Raw genomic sequence first — 20,406 nt, forward strand, 5'->3', positions numbered from 1 at the left:
GTCATTTAATCCCAAGAAAATGTATCTTAACAACCCCAACCTTATACTTCCTGAAGATCCTGATACTATTGTCTGGAAATATTTGGACTTATCAAAATTCCTGGATTTATTGCTCTCGAAGAAACTCTTCATGTCACGTTCAGACAAATTCGAAGATCAATACGAAGGCACTTTCAGCGAGCCTACTTACGAGGAAATCAAAAAACTCGCCATCGACAATCCTGAATTTCTAAATTACTACAAAACACACAGAGAACAAGTTGCTGTAAGCAGCTGGCACATTAATGAATATGAGTCATTTGCCATGTGGCAGATTTTTACTCAAAATAGCGAAGGAATCGCCATTCAATCTACAATTGGCCGATTACAAAAGGCAGTTAGACCTGAAAATAATTTTGACCAATATATTGGCGAAGTCAATTATATCGATTATAAAAAAGAATATATTCCTTTTGAAGATTTATTCTTTCCTTTTTTATTTAAAAGGAAAAGTTTTCAATACGAAAGAGAAGTCCGTATTTTAACTGACACTTCTAAAAGTTCTTTAAAACTCAATGACGGCTTAAAAATCAACGTCGACATCAATCAATTAATTGAAAAGATTTATATTCATCCTAAATCAGAGAATTGGTATAAAAAACTGGTTATTGAATTGGTGGAACGCCTTGGATTTGATTTTGAAATCGAAAAATCTGATCTGGAAAGTGATATATTAATTTAAAGCTGCTAAGGTTCTGAGATACTAAGGTTCTAAGTTTTTTTTTTAGCCACAGATTAAAAGGATTAAAAAGATTCTTTTTGAATAAAAAAAACAGGAAAGCCTGTTAAAAATTATATTTTTAACAGGCTTTCTTTATCTCAAAGATTGGAAAATCTTAGAACCTTAGTATCTCAGAACCTTAACAGCTAGCTTAAATAGGCTTATAACTTTTCACTTCCCATTTTTTTGAAGCTAAATCTATATAGTTATAATGCAAAACATCGTTTTTATCAAATTGACCATTTTGGTTGGTATCCTCAATTGTTCTAAAATACAAACGGTTTTTAGATTCTACTAAATTCCAGTCTATCAATTCTTCTAGATCAGCTGAAACTTTAGTAAAATTTTCTCCGCTGATATCACTTAAATATAGAGTCTTAATGTCACTTGTATCTATTTTCCCGTCTTTATTGGTATCAGAATCTGTCAATGTATAGACCATCACATTATTATGAGTTTTATCAGCAACGGTTTTCAAATAAGTTGCGGTTAAAATCAAAATAGGTTTATCAGATAAAGGACGAATAGAATCTGAATCTACCTTTTGGAATTTTAAGTTCTGCAAATATCCTGTAATTTCATATTCGCCTAAATTAGAAATCGTAAAACTCACATCGTTTACGCTTGAAGAACCAAATCTTGCTTTAGAACCTCTTTCAATTACTCTTAAATCTCCAACAGGATGAATTAAATAATTAGTTCCTTCCAATTGAATAGGAAGATCTGCAATTTCTATTTGAGTCGAATCTGCTTTTGTGACACTTACTTTGTTTGAAACATCATAAGTTACTTTTGGCTTTTTAACTTCCTCTCGGCAACTAATTACTGTTCCGACAAGGATTAAGGCGATATATTTAAAATACTTTTTCATCTACAACGATTATATACGATTATCAAATATACTATTTTTGATTGTAATTTCTGTTTTTATTGAATTTTACTAGTGTAAAGATGTTGATTAGAACAATTCCAATATATCCACAGAAAATTAACTGCCATTTTTGAGCAAAATAGGATTTTTGAAAAACAAGCGCTTCTTCTTCTTTCTTGTTTTTTTGTTCCAAGTAAGCCTGCTGTCTCATTACATCCATGGTTCCACAATTCATTGCCTTATAATGCGTTGTATCTTTAACTTTTTTAGGTGAATTATTATTCGCTATTACATAAATATCATTATCAAATATCACCCAAGAAGCAACATCTTCCAATACCAAAACATCAATAGTACTAATAAAGGTCTCATAATTTGTTCTTAGAGCGTATTGTAACTCAATGCCATTTAAAGTGTCTTTATCCTTTTTTAATTTTCGAAGATAAAACCTCATTTCATTAAGCATCTTCTGATCATCAAACTCATTCCCATTAAACTTATAAGTTTTGTATTTTCTTAGTGTTTCAACTTCATACTTTTCAAAGTCTCCTTTATTAGGCATCGACAAGTCTATTACTCCATAAACTTTAAAAGCATCTGTTGTATAAAAATAAACAATACATATCAATGGAATCAAAACCAAAGAAATCATTCCCGGAACGTAAAAAATCTTTTTTCTTTTTTTACGCTTTTCTATCATAACCTCGCATTAATCTTAACGTTAAAAACCCTCGAAGTCATATAATTTGGAATTGCATATTGGTTTTTTGAATACACATCACGAACCCAGGTATTGGTAATAGCATTTTGATTATTAAAAAGATTGAAAATTTCCAATCCAACAGCTAATTCTTTAAAGTTTTTCAGCCAGCCTTTTTTCGTATTCTGCGTACTGCTGTCCACAAAAACCTTTGCAAAACCAATATCGGCTCTTCTATAATCATTTAACCTGTTTTGGTACAAATATGGATCAGAATAAGCTGGCGCTCCACCGGGAAGTCCTGTATTATAAACTAAATTCAAATACACTTTTACACTAGGAATATTCGGCATATAATCCTGAAACAGCATCGCAAATTTCAGTCTTTGATCTGTTGGACGTGCAATATACCCTTTGTTTTCGTAATTTTCCTCTGTTTTCATGTAACCAAAACTTACCCAAGATTCTGTTCCCGGCACGAATTCTCCGTTCAATCTAAAATCTAAACCTTGCGCATAGGCTTTTGCATTATTATTGGCGACATATCGAATGCGGACATTATCAATCGAATATACATTTACATCTGAAAGTGATTTATAATAAAGTTCCGTTACCCATTTAAAAGGGCGGTTCCACATTTTAAAATTATAATCATTACCCAGAACTACATGAACAGCTTCCTGCGCTTTCACATTTGGATTTACAACCCCATCCAAATCACGGAGTTCTCTGTAAAATGGCGGTTGATGATATAATCCTCCTGAAATCCTGAAAACCATATCACGATCCCAATCCGGTTTAATTGCAAACTGCGCACGCGGACTTACAACGGTCTGATTTTTTCCTTCTTCTGAAGCTCCAGAAACATTCCAGCTTTGAAAACGAGCTCCGAAATGATACCAGACTCTGCTCGAACCAATTTCAGACTGCTTGTTCCATTGTGCATATCCTGAAAATCTATTGATTGTATTGAAGTTTGTCGCTCGAATATCTTGATAAGGCAAAAGTGGCCCAGTGTAGGGACTGTACGGCTGATTATTTTCTGGCAAAATTGCTATTGGAGGATTTATAGAAAATCCAGCCGAATCGATTACTTCCCACTCAACTACTCTATCGCGAATGGATTCTCTGGTATATTTTAAACCAAATTCCAACTGACTTTCTTTCCATTCTTTTGTTCCCTTCAATTCGATATTGGCAATTAAAGCGTCCAAATCGTTACGGGCATGATTCAGTTGCGAACCAATTCCACGAGTAAAATCAATTGTGGATGGATCTGTTGGATTTTCTGGATCAACATTTCCTAAACGATATTGTGCTAAAATATCAAAATGCTCTTTTTCAGTGGTATGAAATAATGATCCGATTAACTTTAGCGTAAGTGAAGGAGAAGCTTTATAAGTCGTTTTTAAAGCTCCAAAATAGGTGTCATATTGATCTTTTTCCTGACCTTGATAATAAACCGCAAGTGCCATTGGCTGATCGATTGTTCCGAATTTAGTTTCTCGTGTTAAAGGCTGATATAAATATTTATTTTCTGAAATATTTCCGAGAAAACTCATCTGCCATTTTTCAGAAATATCATAATTAACATTGGTCTGAATATCTGCAAAAGTCGGTGTATAATTGGTTTGAGTGTCTTGACTATTTACCAGCAGACTATTATTTCTGTAACGAACCCCAGTAACTGCCGACCATTTTTTATTTTTAGAAACCAAATCTACAGAAGCGCTTCCGCCCAAAAAACTGGCTTCAAAAGAAGCACCAAACTGAGTTGGTTTTCTGTACGTAATATCTAAAACAGAAGACAATTTATCTCCAAATTTCGCCTGAAATCCACCAGCAGAAAAATCGACATTCTGCACTAAATCTGTATTGGTAAAACTCAAACCTTCCTGCTGTCCTGAGCGAATTAAAAACGGACGATATACTTCTACCTCATTTACATAAACCAGATTTTCGTCATAATTTCCACCGCGAACCATATATTGAGAACTTAATTCATTATTAGAGTTCACACCGGGAAGCGTTTTCAGTACATTTTCGATTCCTGCATTAGCACCTGGAATCTTTTTTATGGTTTCAGCATCAATAGTTGCAATGCCCTGAACTCGTTTTCTATTTCCTGAAGAAACAAAAACTTCTCCCATTTGCTCCTGCGAATTGTTCATTATCGGATTAAAAACAAAAATTTCATTTGTTTTTAAACTAACCTTTAAGCTGATCATTTTTAAAGAAACATGGGTAAATATCAAAGAAACCTTTCTATTGGAAGGAACTACAATTTCAAAAAAACCATTCGAATCAGACTGAACTAAATTTCCCTGTGAAGAAATATTTACACTTGGCACAGGATGTTTGTCTGTATCTAAAATTACTCCTTTAATACTGGCTGTCTGAGCTAATGAAATACAGCTGACAAATAATAAAAGAAAAGCGAATATAAACCTATTATTACTCAAAGATTCGGGTTTTATTTTTGTTGACTTCTAAAAAAATGAGTTTCAAAGATAGTAGTATTTCCTACATTATCGACAACTTCAACTTTTAAATCATTTGCGCCTTCATTCAATAAAGCATCATCAAAAACATGCGTAATTCTTCTGGCTTTATTTTCATATTCAAACAAAACCCAATTCCCGTTTATATAACCGTTATATGATTTTATTCCCGATAAAGAATCACTAATTATAAAATCAACTTTCTTTTGATCACTAATCCATTTGTCTTGAATTGGCTTTGTAATCGAAATTTTCGGAGCGATTGTATCGAGAACCAAACCATACTGACCTAATATTTTGGCTTTTGCTGTAAAAACATCACCTTTTCTAACAGTTCCGTTATGACTTGTTCCTCTTCCGATATATAACTTATCTCTTAAATTTTCCGGATAAGAATCGTCTTTTATCGTTATTGTAAAATTAGAATGAACTGGAACAGTATCATCGTGGATATAAAGTTTTTTATTTCGAACATCAAAGTTCATATTAAAATCTTCATAGAAAGTGCCAGCCGGAAAGAAAACTGACATATTATCTTTTTCGAAATTAGAATCTTTATTATACCGAACAAAATATGGAGAAGTAACTGGTTGTGCTTCTACAATCGGAGTGACACTGTCAAACTCAATTGGAACAGTAACTGTTCTTAAATTTCCAAAATAGTCCGAAACTTCGATTCTGTAAGTAGAAGCTAAATTAGGCTCTGTTTTTATAATACCGCGAAGTGAATCCGTTTTAATAATACTTAAAGCAAAAGGTGTTTTCATAAAAAGCTTCTGCACACGCTGACTTGTTTTTTTGTATCTTGAATAATCAATAAAAGCATTGATATAACGCATCTCATCAAAAGAATAGGTATTAAACTGGTAGTTATAATTTTGATTTCCATTTAAAAAACTAGTCACATTAAAAACACCATTTTTATTAAAAGAAACATCATCAGTATCCACAGCATTGATTCCAAAACCAATTTTCCCGTTTGCTTTCACTTTTGCTGCTAAATAATTTCCATCTTTCTGAAGTGTCATGGCCAGCAGCAAAGGCTGTTTAGACTGATTCACAGTTGCATTATCCAAAGGATATACATACAAACTGGACAAAGTTGGCTTTTTGGTGTCTTTTATATTTTGGTCAAAGCCAAAGAAAATTGGATTGATGACAAACTCCGTTTTAGAATCACGAATTTCAAAATGAAGATGTGGTCCTTCAGATGAGCCTGTATTTCCTGACAAACCTATAATTTCTCCTTTGGTAACTGGAAGTTCACCTGGCTTTGGGAACATTTCAATTTCATACGCTTTTTCTTTGTAATGAGTTGCTTTAACATAATCTAAAATTGCTCCAACCGGAGTCTGCAAATGCCCATAAACAGAAGTATATCCGTTAGAATGTGTAATGTAAATACATTTGCCATTTCCAAATGTTGAAATCTTGATTCTCGATACATAACCATCTGCAATTGCATGCACACTCAAACCTTCTCTTTGATTGGTTTTTAAATCGAAGCCAGCATGAAAATGGTTAGGTCTTAACTCTCCAAAGTTACCAGAAAGTTGCATTGGAATATCAAGCGGAGGGCGGAAATAGTCTTTAGGATATTGCGTTTGAGCAAATAAAAAATTACAAATAAAAAGGGTAAGTACAGAAAATCTCATAAGCAACATTTTTGCTAAGATAAGTAAAAATAAGCCAAAAAAAGCAAGTAAAAAACTACAAAAAACACAATCAACTGAAAAACATTCATTTATCTATTTTAATGCAAAAAAATCGATAAAAAATTGCATTAATAAAAAGGAATATTAACTTTGTAGGATTAAGTAATGAATAGGATGTATAATGAGTGTAATTGCAGAAATAATTGATACTCTTGAATATAAAGTCGAAAAGCTTTTTGAAAAATCAAAAGGGCTGGAGAAAAATAATCAAGCATTACGATTAGAATTAGCTAAAGCTGCGCAAATTATCCAGAAACAATCTGAAGAAATTGAAGCTTTGAAGAAGCAAAATGAAACACTTAAGATAGCCAATTCGTTGCTTGGCAGCGACAATAACAAGAGAGAGACAAAGCTTAAAATAAATTCATTAATTCGCGAAATTGATTACTGTATAGCACAATTATCAGATTAGTAACATGGACGGAAAGCTTAAAATTAAAATATCAATTGCAGACCGCGTTTACCCGTTAACGGTTGAACCATCTCAGGAAGAAGGACTTAGAAGTGCTTCAAAAAAAATTGATGCTATGATAAAGCAGTTCGAAGAAAATTACGCGGTTCGTGACAAACAAGATGTTCTAGCCATGTGTGCCTTGCAATTTGCATCACAAGTAGAACAAAAACAAATTGATAACGCAATCGATGGAGAAGAAACTATCGAAAGAATTAAGAAATTAAATTCGCTATTAGATCAATATCTCGAAAATTAAACGTTCTTTACAGAAACTAAGATACTGCCTACATTAGTTCACAATTGGTAAACTCAACACTAACAATTTAGAATGAGCAAATCGTCGCTACTATAGTATGCCCTCCATTTGGCTGGGAAACTTGAACAGTGAGTTAGCTCAAAACTTGTCTTTACGAGTTTATACAAGCAATTAATGTAGGCTTTTTTTATATATAAACCCTAACAAACATGGACATCATAACGATCATTATTGGTATTGTAGGTATTGCAGCAGGTTTTGCAATAGCTAAAATTATCGAGAAAAGTAATATTTCAAACCTCATCAAAAACGCTAAAAAAGAAGCTGCTTCAATTTTAAAAGACGCTAATTTAGAAGCTGAAAATATTAAAAAAGATAAAATCCTTCAAGCAAAAGAACGTTTTATCGAATTGAAATCAGAACACGAACAAGTTATTTTAGCACGAGATAAAAAAGTCGCTGAAGTAGAAAAACGCGTTCGCGATAAAGAATCTCAAGTTTCTAATGAACTTTCTAAAGCAAAAAAAGTCAACGACGATTTTGAAGCTAAAACTGCTGAATACAACAATAAAATTGAAGTTTTAGACAAAAAACAAGCAGAAGTTGAAAAACTTCACAAAAGCCAGTTACAGCAATTAGAAGTAATCTCTGGTCTTTCTGCTGAAGAAGCAAAAGAGCAATTAGTGGAAGGCTTAAAAGCTGAAGCTAAAACAAAAGCCATGTCTCATATTCAAGAAACTATTGAAGAGGCTAAACTAACTGCACAGCAAGAAGCTAAGAAAATCATCATCAATACAATCCAAAGAGTTGGAACTGAAGAAGCGGTTGAAAACTGTGTTTCTGTTTTCAACATTGAATCTGATGACGTAAAAGGTAGAATTATCGGCCGTGAAGGACGTAACATTAGAGCGCTTGAAGCAGCAACTGGAGTTGAAATCATTGTCGATGACACACCAGAAGCAATCATTCTTTCTTGTTTTGATCCTGTTCGTAGAGAGATTGCTCGTTTGTCTTTACACAAATTAGTAACTGACGGACGTATTCACCCAGCAAGAATCGAAGAAGTTGTGGCTAAAACAGCAAAACAAATCGACGATGAAATTATCGAAGTTGGAAAACGTACGGTAATCGATTTAGGGATTCACGGTTTACACCCAGAATTGATTAAAGTTGTAGGTAGAATGAAATATCGTTCTTCTTACGGACAAAACTTATTACAGCACTCAAGAGAAGTTTCTAAACTTTGCGGTATCATGGCTGCAGAATTAGGTCTAAACGTGAAATTGGCAAAAAGAGCTGGTTTATTACACGATATCGGAAAAGTGCCAGATACAGAAAGTGATTTGCCACACGCATTATTAGGTATGCAGTGGGCTGAGAAATACGGTGAAAAAGAAGAAGTTTGTAATGCAATTGGAGCTCACCACGACGAGATCGAAATGAAATCATTGCTTTCTCCAATTATTCAAGTTTGTGATGCTATTTCTGGAGCTAGACCTGGAGCTAGACGTCAAGTTCTTGACTCTTATATCCAGCGTTTAAAAGATCTTGAAGACGTAGCTTACGGATTCAGCGGAGTTAAGAATGCTTATGCAATCCAAGCTGGTAGAGAACTTCGTGTAATTGTGGAAAGCGAAAAAGTTTCAGATGACAATGCTGCCAACTTATCTTTCGAAATTTCGCAAAAAATTCAAACAGAAATGACTTATCCTGGACAGGTAAAAGTAACAGTTATTAGAGAAACTAGAGCTGTTAATATTGCTAAATAATTGAAGAATATAAACATAAAAAGAAAGGCCGTCAATAGACAGCCTTTCTTTTTATATGCTAATTTAAGCTTTACATATCATTAAAAACGATTTTAAAGCTAGTTCCTACTCCTACTTCACTTTCCACCAAAACCGTCCCTTTCATCGCCTCAATTTGATTTCTCGTAATATATAATCCAATACCGCGAGCTTCTTCGTGTTTGTGGAAAGTTTTATACATTCCGAACAATAAATCGCCATACACTTTCAAATCTATACCTAATCCATTATCCGTAATTTTAAGAGATTTAAACCCTTCAGGCTCGAGTGCAAAATCAAAAGTAATTATAGGATCACGATCTGGATGTGCATATTTAATCGCATTGGTTGTAAAATTCAACAAAACACTTTCCATATAGGCAGGGTTAAAATTAATCGTCAAATATTTTGGAACGTTATTTACAATCGTCACTTTTCGCTGTTTATCATATCCTTTGATTGTTGAAATCGTTTTTTCTATGTATTCGCACAATTTCAAAGGCACAACCGCAATATTAATATTACTCTGCGTTTTTACAATTTGCGTAAGATTCAAAATAGTTTCATTCAGATCGTTAGAAACAGCACGCAAATATTCCAACATTTCTGTCACAGTCTGCTTATTAACATCAGCATCAATAAGATCTAAAATCGATTTTATGTTTCCTGCCTGCGTATTTAAATTATGCGAAACTATATGCGAAAAATTCAGCAGACGGCTATTTTGTTCGCTGTATAATTTCATAGTTTTCAAAAGCTCAAGCTCTTTTTCTTTTTGTGCAGAAACATCTGTATGAGTACCAATTACACGCAAAGGCTTTCCGTTTTCATCACGTTTAATTACTTTTCCACGATCCAAAATCCATTTATAATTTCCGCTCGAAGTCATCACACGATGATAATTTTCATAGTATGGAATTTTATTATCAAAATGCTCTTGGATGTCCGAGTAATATTTTGGAAGATCATCTGGATGTACAATTTTATCCCAGCGTTCCGGATCATCAAAAATATCAGTCGATTCCAGTTCTAAAATTTTAAGCGAAAGCGAAGAATAAAAAACACTATTAGTCACCATATCCCAATCCCAGATTCCAGCGGTAGAAGCATCAAGAGCAAATTGAAAACGTTCTTCGGATATCCTAAGCTTTTCTTCTTTGTCTTTTAAGTCTGTTATATCCGAAACATGTCCATAGAAAATAACGTTTCCATCCAAAGCCAATTCTGTTTTCGCCGCAATTTTAAACCATCGCATTCCTTTTTTGGGAAGAATTGCTCTAAACTCGATTTCCCAAGGCGTAATTTCTTTTCTCGACTTAACTAGTGATTGAAAAAAAAAGTCACGATCCTGCGATACAATTCTATTGTAAATTATAAGCTTTATATCATTTGTAAAATCTGATGCTGCAAGCTCAAATATCTCATCTGCCGACTTGCTGACAAGCGGGAATGTATAATTATTATCCGTATCTATAATAAACTGAAAAAGTAAGTCAGGCATCTCGGCCAACAATTTTTTATAAAAATTATTTACCTCCAAGCAATCGTCATTTCCATATAAATCAAAAACCATATACTACTTCTTTATGTAAATAAAATATTTAGATTTTTTACCTCTAAAAAAGAGAGAAAAATCACAACTTATTCCGATATTGTTTTTATTACAACAATATTTTAACACAATATATAAATTTTTACAACAAAAGTAACGCAACAAATAAAAAATTATTTTCTGGGGTGAAAACTATACATCACTTCTTTTAAGAAACTGCGATCTAAATGCACATAAATTTCTGTTGTTGTAATTGATTCGTGACCAAGCATTAATTGAATTGATCTTAAATCGGCTCCATTTTCAAGTAAATGTGTCGCAAAAGAATGTCGTAGCGTATGGGGACTTATACTTTTTTTCAAACCTATTTTTTGAGCAAGATCTTTAATAATGGTAAAAATCATAGCTCTTGTTAACTGGCCTCCTCTTCTATTGAGAAACAAGGTGTCTTCTGCACCTTTTTTAATCGTTTGATGTGATCGCACGGCATTTCTATAAATATCAATATACTTTTGGGTTAATGAACCTATTGGCACAAATCTCTCTTTGTTTCCCTTACCTGTAATTTTAACAAAACCTTCATCAAAAAATAAATCTGAAATTTTAAGAGTTGTTAATTCCGAAACACGAAGCCCACAGCCATAAAGTGTTTCAAGAATTGCTCTATTGCGTTCGCCTTCATTTGTACTTAAGTCTATTGCGTCAATCAAATTATCGATTTCTTCAAGCGATAAAGTATCTGGCAGTTTACGACCTGTTTTAGGTGCTTCGATTAATTCTAAAGGATTATCATTTCTATAATCTTCAAAAACTAAATAATTAAAAAAACTTTTTAACCCCGAAATAATTCGTGCCTGCGATCTTGGATTTACTTCCTTTGCAACAGCATAAATAAATTGCTGTAAGGTTTCGTCGGAGATTTTAATTGGAGAAACATCTATTTGATTCGTTTCCAAGAAAAGACACAAACGTTCGATATCAAAGCCGTAGTTCTCAATCGTATTTTTAGACAAACCTCTTTCTATCCTCAAATACGATTGATAATCTTTAATATATCTGCTCCAATTCATATTTACAAAGTAAAACAATTTTAGAAATAAAAATGTCTCATACAACGAAATAAAAAAACCTTTCTTAAAGGAGAAAGGTTTTTACAATTAATAAATATTCAATTTATAATTTATATCCCAGAGCCAAAGAAAATACACTGCTTTTAATTTTATAATTATAATCCTCAACATGAAAATCTAAGGCATTTGACAAACCTAAGTTATAACGAAGATCTACCGAACAATCTTCCAGAAAATTATAGCCAATACCAAAATTCAAACCAAAATCGATAGTTTTAACATGATCCGTAATATTTAAACCTTTTTCTTCAGCATGCATTAAAAAACCAATTTGCGGACCTGCTTGCACAGTTAATCCCTGAGTGACAAAATATTTAGCCAAAATAGGCAAATTCAAATAGCTTAATTTAATATCATTATTGTATGCTATACCATCTTCTACAAATTTATTTTTCGCTCCGTGAGTTGAGTATAGAAGTTCAGGCTGAATACCAAATTTTTCATCTGTTTTAATTTCCGAAAAAATACCAACCTGATACCCTATCAAAGTTTCATTTTCATGGAAATTAGAACTATTTGGAAAATTGACACCTCCTTTAATTCCAAATCTACTCCCAGTTCCTTGAGCATTAGCAAAACCAAATGCCATAACTGCAAGAGTAGATAAAACAATTTTCTTCATTTTAATTTGATTTTTTTAGTCTGGTTAATTTAATTCACCAAATATAAAAATATACATACGAAAACTTAATTTTATTTTAATAATAAAAATACCATATAACAAAAAAAGCCTTTCATATAGAAAGGCTTTTTTTGTTATATTCTAGAAAAATTAGAATTTATAAGCTAAGGACAGAGCTAAAACGCTATTCTTTGGGCTATCAAAATATTCATCAAAATCTTCAGCGTTATAATCTGCAACATTAGATATACCTACAGTGTAACGCAGATTTACTGAAAGATTATCTGTAAAATTATATCCTCCTCCAAAGTTAAATCCAAAATCAGTTGATTTGTATGCATCTTTTGCATCCTCGCCATCAACTTTAGCAGAAACTAAGAATCCAATTTGTGGACCTGCTTCCACAGTCCATTGTTTAGTAATAAAAAATTTTGCTAACACCGGTACATTTATGTAATTTAATTTAGAATTCACATCTAAATCATCAAGTTTAGCACCTTGCATCGAAAACAGTACCTCAGGTTGAATTGCTAATCTTTCAATAACTTTAATTTCAGCAAAACCTCCAACATGAGCACCAACAAGAGATTTAGCATCCCAATAATTTCCTCCCGCAAAGGATGTTAAGTTAAGACCTCCTTTTACTCCAAATCTGGTTTCCTGAGCATTTGTAAATGCAAAAGCCATAATAGCAATGGCTGATAAAATTATTTTTTTCATTCTAATTTGTTTTGGGTTAAATTAATTTTCATATCAAATATAAAAATATTCTTCATAAAAACTAATTTGGATTTTAACAAATAAAATAGTAATAAGTATAGATACTGTTAATTGACGATCAATTTGGTCTTAATTTTTTAAGCAAAAAAAAAAGGCCTTTTCATTTCTGAAAAGGCTCTTAAAAAGAATTAACTAAATAATTTTAGAAGTGTAATGCAAATCCAATGTTTAATTGAAAAGCATTTTTATAATAATCATCATTTAATGAAACATTATAACGAAGTCCTGGCTCAATAGAAACATTATTTCCAATAAACCATGCATATCCTCCTTGCAATCCTACAAAAGATGGGTTTTCATCAGCTCCTTTACGACTCATTCCATTATAAGAAGCCTCAACAGGAAATTTGTTTGCGATATAATATTTCGCACCAACTTTGTAAGCAAAAACGCTATCACCATCATCATCTCCATAGCCTAAACCTAATTTTACAGCCAAATTATCAGCAACAAAATAACCTCCTTCAGCTCCTACATTCCATTTAGTATATCCATCTGAAGACCACAAACCAAAAGATGTGCTTCCAACTAAAGGTGTACCAAAACCAGTATTAGCCTCAATTAACCATTTTCCTTTTGCTGTTTGTTCTTGTGCATTAGCAAATCCAAAAGCCATCACTGCAATAGCAGCTAAAAATAATTTTTTCATGTTTATATTTTTTTAATTATCGAGATCAAAACTAAGATTAGACCTACAAAATAAAACACCTCAGAAGTTTAAAAAATATTAAAATAAGACATAAAAAATAACACGAAAACAAAACTGAAAATCAACATTATAACTATAAAAATCACCGATAAAATGCTCAAAAAACAAAATATAGTGGGAATTTTAGTAATTATTTAATCTAAATTATAAGGCAATAAAATGCTAAATATGTAGTTTTGAACTTTAGAATAACATTTAAATACCAAAAAATTAAAAAACATTTTTATGAAAAAAATAATTGTAGCCGCTGTATTGTTCCTAGCAACATCAGCAACGATGAATGCACAATTTGTACAAATCGGGGTTAAAGCAGGGGTTAACTTTGCTAACCAAACTGGAGGTTCGGATTTTAATGGAATTTCAGTTGACAAAGAAGGTATTACAAGCTACCATGCTGGTCTTGTAGCAGAACTTAAATTATTAGAAAAATTCTCAATCCAGCCAGAGCTTCTGTACACTACTCAAGGAGCTACATATAAAAATGCTGTTGATGAATTTAAAAATGAAATGGGATACATTGCAATTCCTGTAATGGCAAAAATCTATATGACTAAATCTCTTAGCTTAGAGCTTGGGCCACAAGCTTCATTTCTTGTTAGTAATAAAAAAGAATTTGATCCAGCAGATCCAAAAACATTTGACTTTTCTCTTAATGCAGGTTTAGGATTAAAAGTGGTTGGAGGTCTTTTTGTTCAAGCCCGTTACGGTATAGGCTTAACAGAAGTTTCAAAAGAAGCTGACTTTAAAAACTCTGTATTCCAACTTTCAGCTGGATACATGTTCTAAAAGAATATCACATACTTTTATAAAAACCGTTCTATTAATTAGAGCGGTTTTTTTATTTTTACACAATTCAATGGCAATATCAAAAGTCAATGTCAACTTCAATAAATACCTCAACATAAATAATTAAACATGAAAATCTGCATTATCAACGGTCCCAATTTGAATCTTTTAGGAAAACGTGAACCCGAAGTTTACGGAAGCCAGACTTTTGAAGATTATTTTGAAACGTTGAAACAAAAATTCCCAAACATTGAACTTTCTTATTACCAAAGTAATATTGAAGGCGAATTGATTGAAAAAATTCAGGAAGTTGGTTTTTCGTTTGATGGAATTATTTTGAATGCAGGAGCTTATACTCATACTTCAATTGGTTTGGGTGATGCAATGAAAGCCGTAACGACTCCAGTTATCGAAGTTCATATTTCTAATACTTATGCTAGAGAAAGTTTCAGACATCAATCATACTTATCAGGAAATGCAAAAGGGGTTATTCTAGGTTTCGGATTAAAAAGTTACGAATTAGCAATTCAATCTTTTTTATAAATATTGTCTTCCTGAGCGAAATCGAAGGACTTACCAACTGTGAAAGGCTTCGACTTCGCTCAGCCTGATAATCAAATTCGTTCCCTAAATAACAGAACTCCTAAGTTCATCAATTCACTTATTTTAATTTAACAAATTATTAATAAGCTCGTTTTTAAGTTATTCTATTTTTGTAAGAGAAACTACTTACATGAGAAACTTTACGCTACTTGCCTTTTTAATTTTTTCTATTTCTAATTTCGCCCAAATCAAAGGAACCATAACCGATGAAAAGGGAAATCCGCTTCCGTTTGTTTCCATTTTTGAAGAAGGAACTTATAGAGGAACCACTTCAAATGAACAAGGACAATATCAATTGCAAGTAAAAGAAATTGGTAAAAACCGAATTGTGTTTCAATATCTAGGTTTTAAAACACAAAAAATAACGGTTTCCCCAGATTCCAAAACCGTAACATTGGATGTAAAACTAGTAGAAGAAAGTTTTGCATTAAACGAAGTCGTTATCGATCCTAAAAACAATCCCGCCAATGCCATCATAAAAAATGCTATTGCGAACAAAAAAGAAAACTCAGATAAAACAGGAAGATTTACTGCGGATTTTTATTCTAAAGGAATGTTTAAAGTCAAAGATCTTCCTAAAAAAATCCTAGGTCAAAAAGTAGATCTTGGTGCTGACATGGCTTCCAATCTGGATTCGACAGGATCAGGGATTTTGTATTTATCTGAAACGGTTTCTAAAATTGCTTTTGAAAAACCAGCCAAACTAAAAGAGAAAATTATTGCTTCTAAAATTTCTGGAAATAACCGAGGCTATAGCTATAATACAGCTGCTTTGTCTACTTATGATTTCTATGACAATTCTTTAGATTTTGATGTCAAAATGATTTCCCCTATTGCCGATAATGCTTTCAACTATTACAAATACAAATTAGAAGGAAGTTTTTATGACGATAACAATAAGCAGATTTATAAGATAAAGATCATTCCGAAACGAGATAAAGAACCTGTTTTTGAAGGTTATATTTACATTGTAGATGATAGTTTTGCGATCTATGCCATCGATCTAGATCTTAAAGGTTATCGAATGAAAAATGAAATTACTGAAACGATGTCATTGACACAGAGTTTCAGTTATAATGCAAAAAATAAAATATGGTCTAAAAACGCCCAGACACTTTCTTTTACTGCAGGTCTTTTTGGAATAAAATTCTCTGGAAACTTTAATTATATATATTCTAATTATGAATTTCCAGCTTCTTTTGAAAAGAAAACGTTTGGAAATGAAATTGTTTCTTTTGAAGCCAATGCCAATAAAAAAGACAATGCCTTTTGGAATGAAATTCGCCCCATTCCGCTAACAATCGAAGAAAGCAACGATTATACTAAAAAAGACAGCCTCTTAGTCATTCGAAAATCAAAAAAATATACTGATTCTATTGATGCCAAAAACAATAAATTTAAAGTTTGGGATATTTTGATGGGCTACGACTATAAAAATACTTTCAAACAATATTCTTTTAATTATCAAGGTTTATTGAATATTGCTTCTTTAAGTTTCAATACTGTTCAGGGATTCAATTTAGACTCAGGTTTTTCATTTAAAAAAGAAAATGAAGAGAAAGGAAAATCAACTTCAATTGGAACCACTTTTAATTATGGTTTTTCAGACGAACGTTTTAGAGCAACTGGATATTTTTCGCATAAATTTAACAATATAAATTATGCTACAATTGGAGCTTCGGGCGGAACAAAAGTAGCTCAATTTAATAGTGCAGAACCCATTACAAAACTGGTCAATTCTGTAAGTTCTTTATTCTTTAAAGATAATTACATGAAGTTGTACAACTTAGAATATGCACAAGTTAATTATTCACAAGACGTATTAAATGGCGTTAATTTATTTGCGAAAGTGGCTTACGAACAGCGAAAACCGCTCTTCAACACCACTGATTATTCTTTCTTTAAAAGAGATGATTTGTATTCTTCCAACAATCCTTTAGATCCAAATGATTTCACCACTGCTCCGTTTGAACAGCATCATTTGTTTAAAACAGGTATCAATGCGCGAATTAATTTTGGCAATAAATACATCTCAAGACCTGACGGAAGATATAATTTTAAAGATGACAGATATCCAACTGTAGTTTTAGGATTCGAAAAAGCTTTTGCCGCAAGCGAAAAAAAATATGAATTTGAACGAATTGGAGCTTCTCTGCAATATGATTTAAACTTAAATAACAAAGGAACTTTAGGCATGAATTTCAGAGCTGGAAAATTCTTTAATGCCGAGAATATTGCTTTTATAGATTACAGACATTTCAACGGAAATCAAACTCACATTGGAACAACGGGACGTTATTTGAATGTTTTCAATTTAATGCCTTATTATGCCAACAGTACGAATGACAGTTATCTTGAAATGCATCTGGAACATAATGATAACGGATATGTAATGAATAAAATTCCGTTATTAAATCTTCTTAAATCGACGATGAATATTGGGTTTCATTCTTTGGCAATTCCAGATCGCAAACCTTACACAGAATATACAATTGGTTTAGACAATTTAGGTTTTGGTAAATTCAAATTATTTAGAGTGGATTATGTGCATTCTTACCAAGGCGGTATTCAGCAAAATGGAGTTGTTTTTGGATTGAAGATTTTGAATGCGTTGGACTAAGATACTGAGATTCTCAGATGCTAAGATTCTAAGTTTTCGTTTAGTGCTTAATACTAATTTTTGTCAAGCTGATCGATCCCGAAGCTTCGGGAGAAGCCCACGCAAAGATTTTCGAACTTAAAAAAAAACTGCTTAATTTACAATCTTGTTAAAGTAGATTGTAAATTAAGCAGTTTTTTAATGATTACAAGGGAATTATATTTACATGCTAAAGAAAAACTTAGAATCTTAGCATCTCAAAACCTTAGCACCTTTAGCAGTGATAATCATCCGGCTCAATATGAATCAAAACATTTCCTAACTGCGGAATCTTTTCTTTTAAAGTGTCTTGTAATTTATGAGACAAATCATGCCCTTCTTTTACCGAAATTTTAGCCGAAACAATGGCGTGTAAATCGACATGATAACGCATTCCTGCTTTACGGATAAAACATTTTTCTGTTCCTAAAATTCCAGGAACTGTTAAAGCCACAACACGAATTTCTTCCACCAAATCATCGTTTAGATTTTCATCCATGATTTCGCCAAGTGCTGGTCTGAAAATTTTATAACTGTTGTATAAAATAAAAAACGCTGCAAAAAGCGCTGCCCAATCATCTGCCGATTCGTAGCCTTTTCCCATAATCAAGGCAATCGAAATCCCGATAAAAGCCGCTACAGAAGTTATCGCATCACTTCTATGATGCCATGCATCTGCTGCTAAAGAAGAACTGTTGGTTTGTTTGCTTCTTTTCATTACCAAACGAAAAGAATATTCTTTCCAAATGATAATCGCTCCTAAAACATATAGCGTCCAAGATTTAGGCAAATCATGAGAAGTTCCAATGTTAGCAATACTTTCGTATCCGATAATTGTTGCCGATGTAATTAAAAAACCAACAACCAAAAAAGTTATTAAGGGTTCTGCACGACCGTGGCCGTAAGGATGATTTTCATCAGCTGGTTTGTTTGAATATTTGATTCCGAATAAAACCAGACAAGACGAAAATATATCCGTAGTAGATTCGATTGCGTCTGCAATCAAGGCATATGAATTGCCAAAAAAACCTGCGAGACCTTTTACAAGGGCCAGGCAGGTATTTCCTATTATACTAAAAATAGTAGCTTTTACAGCTTTTTGTTCATTTGTCATTTAGACTATTTTTTTTAGCCACGAATTCACGAATTATTTTTTTATAATCTTTGACGATTTAAATTCGTGAATTCGTCGCTATAAACTTTTAAGCTCTCACGATTTTTGCACCGATTGCTCTTAAACGCTCATCGATACGCTCGTATCCACGGTCGATTTGCTCAATATTTTGAATAGTACTTGTTCCTTTTGCAGAAAGTGCCGCGATCAATAATGAGATTCCCGCACGAATATCAGGAGAAGACATTGTTGTAGCTTTTAATTGAGATTCGAAATTATGTCCCATAACCACAGCTCTGTGCGGATCACACAACATAATTTTTGCGCCCATATCGATTAATTTATCCACGAAGAATAAACGGCTTTCGAACATTTTTTGGTGAATTAAAACATCTCCTTTTGCCTGTGTTGCTACAACCAAAACGATACTTAATAAGTCAGGTGTAAATCCTGGCCAAGGTGCATCGGCAATTGTTAAAATAGAACCATCGATATCTGTTTTCACTTCATATCCATCTTTGTGAGCTGGAATGTAAATATCATCGTTACGTTTTTCGATTGTAATACCAAGTTTTCTAAATGTATTTGGAATCAAACCTAAGTTTTCCCAGCTTACATTTTTGATTGTGATTTCGCTTTTCGTCATAGCAGCAAGACCAATCCAAGAACCAATTTCGATCATATCAGGAAGAATTCTGTGCTCGCAACCACCAAGACTTTCAACACCTTCGATAGTCAACAAGTTAGATCCAACTCCAGTGATTTTAGCTCCCATAGAGTTCAACATTTTACACAATTGTTGTAAGTAAGGCTCACAAGCCGCATTGTAAACTGTAGTTTGTCCTTTTGCTAAAACTGCTGCCATTACAATGTTTGCAGTTCCAGTTACAGAAGCCTCATCAAGAAGCATATCTGTTCCTTTAAGACCTTCTGCAGGAGATTCTACTCCGTAAAAATGATCTTCTCTATTATATCTGAACTTTGCTCCAAGATTAATAAAACCTTCAAAGTGCGTATCTAATCTACGACGTCCAATTTTATCTCCACCCGGTTTTGGAATATATCCTTTTCCGAAACGAGCTAAAAGAGGCCCAACAATCATAATAGAACCACGAAGCGCTCCACCTTCTTTTTTGAAAGCTTCGGTTTCTAAATATCCAACATTAACTTCATCAGCTTGAAATGTAATTGAACCTGGTTCGTTACGTTGAATTTTTACCCCTAAATTACCCAACAAAGTGATTAATTTATTGATGTCTATAATATCAGGAATGTTATTAATTTTTACTTTCTCTCCTGTTAGAAGCACGGCACATAAAATTTGTAATGCCTCATTTTTTGCTCCTTGCGGAGTGATTTCTCCTTTTAAAGGAGTTCCTCCTTCGATTTTAAAAATTCCCATAGATCTTTGTTAAGGTTCTTTCAAAG

Annotated in this window: 18 protein-coding genes; 7 read left to right on the forward strand and 11 right to left on the reverse strand. The window is 32.8% G+C overall.

Features of this window, described 5'->3' with window-relative positions:
* Positions 1-19 precede the first annotated feature (19 nt).
* Positions 20-721, forward strand: coding sequence for a hypothetical protein (locus P2W65_RS00605; protein WP_289662772.1), 702 nt, complete (start codon positions 20-22; stop codon positions 719-721).
* 190 nt (positions 722-911) lie between these two features.
* Here P2W65_RS00605 and P2W65_RS00610 read toward each other — a convergent pair whose 3' ends face one another.
* The 4 genes from P2W65_RS00610 to P2W65_RS00625 are packed head-to-tail and all read right to left on the reverse strand — an operon-like array spanning position 912 to position 6,487.
* Positions 912-1,631, reverse strand: coding sequence for a CREC-EF hand family protein (locus tag P2W65_RS00610; RefSeq protein WP_289662774.1), 720 nt, complete (start codon positions 1,629-1,631; stop codon positions 912-914).
* A 31-nt stretch (positions 1,632-1,662) separates the two neighbouring features.
* Positions 1,663-2,331 carry a hypothetical protein gene (locus P2W65_RS00615; protein ID WP_289662775.1) on the reverse strand — a complete coding sequence of 223 codons (669 nt, stop codon included), beginning with the start codon at positions 2,329-2,331 and terminating at the stop codon, positions 1,663-1,665.
* Positions 2,328-4,793: a TonB-dependent receptor gene (locus P2W65_RS00620; RefSeq protein ID WP_289662776.1), complete on the reverse strand. Its 2,466-nt coding sequence runs from the start codon at positions 4,791-4,793 to the stop codon at positions 2,328-2,330. The genes P2W65_RS00615 and P2W65_RS00620 overlap by 4 nt, the downstream gene beginning before the upstream one ends.
* A gap of 11 nt (positions 4,794-4,804) precedes the next feature.
* Positions 4,805-6,487 carry a M23 family metallopeptidase gene (locus P2W65_RS00625; RefSeq protein WP_289662777.1) on the reverse strand — a complete coding sequence of 561 codons (1,683 nt, stop codon included), beginning with the start codon at positions 6,485-6,487 and terminating at the stop codon, positions 4,805-4,807.
* 181 nt (positions 6,488-6,668) lie between these two features.
* On the opposite strand from P2W65_RS00625, the gene P2W65_RS00630 reads away from it, so the two are divergent.
* The 3 genes from P2W65_RS00630 (at position 6,669) to rny (ending at position 9,026) form a co-directional block, all read left to right on the forward strand.
* Positions 6,669-6,959, forward strand: coding sequence for a hypothetical protein (locus tag P2W65_RS00630; protein ID WP_095952164.1), 291 nt, complete (start codon positions 6,669-6,671; stop codon positions 6,957-6,959).
* A 4-nt stretch (positions 6,960-6,963) separates the two neighbouring features.
* Positions 6,964-7,257, forward strand: a complete 294-nt coding sequence (locus tag P2W65_RS00635; RefSeq protein ID WP_289662779.1) for a cell division protein ZapA — start codon at positions 6,964-6,966, stop codon at positions 7,255-7,257.
* 209 nt (positions 7,258-7,466) lie between these two features.
* Complete coding sequence (gene rny, locus P2W65_RS00640) at positions 7,467-9,026, forward strand: ribonuclease Y (RefSeq protein ID WP_289662781.1); 1,560 nt, start codon at positions 7,467-7,469, stop codon at positions 9,024-9,026.
* A gap of 70 nt (positions 9,027-9,096) precedes the next feature.
* Here rny and P2W65_RS00645 read toward each other — a convergent pair whose 3' ends face one another.
* The 5 genes from P2W65_RS00645 to P2W65_RS00665 all read right to left on the reverse strand — a co-directional run bounded on the left by P2W65_RS00645 (position 9,097) and on the right by P2W65_RS00665 (position 13,777).
* Positions 9,097-10,545 carry a PAS domain-containing sensor histidine kinase gene (locus tag P2W65_RS00645; protein ID WP_289662783.1) on the reverse strand — a complete coding sequence of 483 codons (1,449 nt, stop codon included), beginning with the start codon at positions 10,543-10,545 and terminating at the stop codon, positions 9,097-9,099.
* Between the two features lie 224 nt (positions 10,546-10,769).
* Positions 10,770-11,666: a site-specific tyrosine recombinase XerD gene (gene xerD / locus P2W65_RS00650; protein ID WP_289662784.1), complete on the reverse strand. Its 897-nt coding sequence runs from the start codon at positions 11,664-11,666 to the stop codon at positions 10,770-10,772.
* 103 nt (positions 11,667-11,769) lie between these two features.
* Positions 11,770-12,348, reverse strand: a complete 579-nt coding sequence (locus P2W65_RS00655) for a porin family protein (protein WP_289662785.1) — start codon at positions 12,346-12,348, stop codon at positions 11,770-11,772.
* Between the two features lie 150 nt (positions 12,349-12,498).
* The gene (locus P2W65_RS00660; protein WP_289662787.1) at positions 12,499-13,068 is read right to left on the reverse strand and encodes a porin family protein; all 570 of its coding nucleotides are present in this window, start codon (positions 13,066-13,068) and stop codon (positions 12,499-12,501) included.
* Between the two features lie 202 nt (positions 13,069-13,270).
* On the reverse strand, positions 13,271-13,777 hold the full coding sequence (locus tag P2W65_RS00665; protein WP_289662788.1) for a hypothetical protein: 507 nt from the start codon (positions 13,775-13,777) through the stop codon (positions 13,271-13,273).
* A 285-nt stretch (positions 13,778-14,062) separates the two neighbouring features.
* Here P2W65_RS00665 and P2W65_RS00670 point away from each other — a divergent pair, with 285 nt between their 5' ends.
* From P2W65_RS00670 to P2W65_RS00680, 3 genes are all read left to right on the forward strand, one after another.
* Positions 14,063-14,623 (forward strand): porin family protein, encoded by a 561-nt coding sequence (locus tag P2W65_RS00670; protein WP_289662789.1) that lies wholly within the window; start codon positions 14,063-14,065, stop codon positions 14,621-14,623.
* A gap of 129 nt (positions 14,624-14,752) precedes the next feature.
* Positions 14,753-15,166, forward strand: a complete 414-nt coding sequence (aroQ, locus tag P2W65_RS00675; RefSeq protein ID WP_289662790.1) for a type II 3-dehydroquinate dehydratase — start codon at positions 14,753-14,755, stop codon at positions 15,164-15,166.
* 190 nt (positions 15,167-15,356) lie between these two features.
* Complete coding sequence (locus P2W65_RS00680; RefSeq protein WP_289662792.1) at positions 15,357-17,846, forward strand: DUF5686 and carboxypeptidase regulatory-like domain-containing protein; 2,490 nt, start codon at positions 15,357-15,359, stop codon at positions 17,844-17,846.
* 253 nt (positions 17,847-18,099) lie between these two features.
* On the opposite strand, the gene P2W65_RS00685 is transcribed toward P2W65_RS00680, so the two are convergent.
* Together P2W65_RS00685 and murA are read right to left on the reverse strand one after the other, a co-directional pair.
* The gene (locus P2W65_RS00685; protein ID WP_289662793.1) at positions 18,100-18,978 is read right to left on the reverse strand and encodes a cation diffusion facilitator family transporter; all 879 of its coding nucleotides are present in this window, start codon (positions 18,976-18,978) and stop codon (positions 18,100-18,102) included.
* 88 nt (positions 18,979-19,066) lie between these two features.
* Entirely contained in the window at positions 19,067-20,380 is a 1,314-nt protein-coding gene (gene murA / locus P2W65_RS00690; protein ID WP_289662795.1) for a UDP-N-acetylglucosamine 1-carboxyvinyltransferase, read from the reverse strand.
* Positions 20,381-20,406 lie beyond the last annotated feature (26 nt).

Source organism: Flavobacterium panacagri, assembly GCF_030378165.1.
In the GTDB taxonomy this organism is placed as follows: Bacteria; Bacteroidota; Bacteroidia; order Flavobacteriales; family Flavobacteriaceae; genus Flavobacterium; species Flavobacterium panacagri.

Coding starts and splice junctions, on each gene's coding strand:
- xerD (WP_289662784.1), bottom strand. CDS start 11,666: ATGAATTGGAGCAGATATATTAAAGATTATCAATCGTATTTGAGGATA.
- P2W65_RS00685 (WP_289662793.1), bottom strand. CDS start 18,978: ATGACAAATGAACAAAAAGCTGTAAAAGCTACTATTTTTAGTATAATA.
- P2W65_RS00655 (WP_289662785.1), bottom strand. CDS start 12,348: ATGAAGAAAATTGTTTTATCTACTCTTGCAGTTATGGCATTTGGTTTT.
- P2W65_RS00645 (WP_289662783.1), bottom strand. CDS start 10,545: ATGCCTGACTTACTTTTTCAGTTTATTATAGATACGGATAATAATTAT.
- murA (WP_289662795.1), bottom strand. CDS start 20,380: ATGGGAATTTTTAAAATCGAAGGAGGAACTCCTTTAAAAGGAGAAATC.
- P2W65_RS00630 (WP_095952164.1), top strand. CDS start 6,669: ATGAGTGTAATTGCAGAAATAATTGATACTCTTGAATATAAAGTCGAA.
- P2W65_RS00660 (WP_289662787.1), bottom strand. CDS start 13,068: ATGAAAAAAATAATTTTATCAGCCATTGCTATTATGGCTTTTGCATTT.
- P2W65_RS00605 (WP_289662772.1), top strand. CDS start 20: ATGTATCTTAACAACCCCAACCTTATACTTCCTGAAGATCCTGATACT.
- P2W65_RS00670 (WP_289662789.1), top strand. CDS start 14,063: ATGAAAAAAATAATTGTAGCCGCTGTATTGTTCCTAGCAACATCAGCA.
- P2W65_RS00635 (WP_289662779.1), top strand. CDS start 6,964: ATGGACGGAAAGCTTAAAATTAAAATATCAATTGCAGACCGCGTTTAC.
- P2W65_RS00665 (WP_289662788.1), bottom strand. CDS start 13,777: ATGAAAAAATTATTTTTAGCTGCTATTGCAGTGATGGCTTTTGGATTT.
- P2W65_RS00615 (WP_289662775.1), bottom strand. CDS start 2,331: ATGATAGAAAAGCGTAAAAAAAGAAAAAAGATTTTTTACGTTCCGGGA.
- P2W65_RS00625 (WP_289662777.1), bottom strand. CDS start 6,487: ATGAGATTTTCTGTACTTACCCTTTTTATTTGTAATTTTTTATTTGCT.
- rny (WP_289662781.1), top strand. CDS start 7,467: ATGGACATCATAACGATCATTATTGGTATTGTAGGTATTGCAGCAGGT.
- P2W65_RS00610 (WP_289662774.1), bottom strand. CDS start 1,631: ATGAAAAAGTATTTTAAATATATCGCCTTAATCCTTGTCGGAACAGTA.
- aroQ (WP_289662790.1), top strand. CDS start 14,753: ATGAAAATCTGCATTATCAACGGTCCCAATTTGAATCTTTTAGGAAAA.
- P2W65_RS00680 (WP_289662792.1), top strand. CDS start 15,357: ATGAGAAACTTTACGCTACTTGCCTTTTTAATTTTTTCTATTTCTAAT.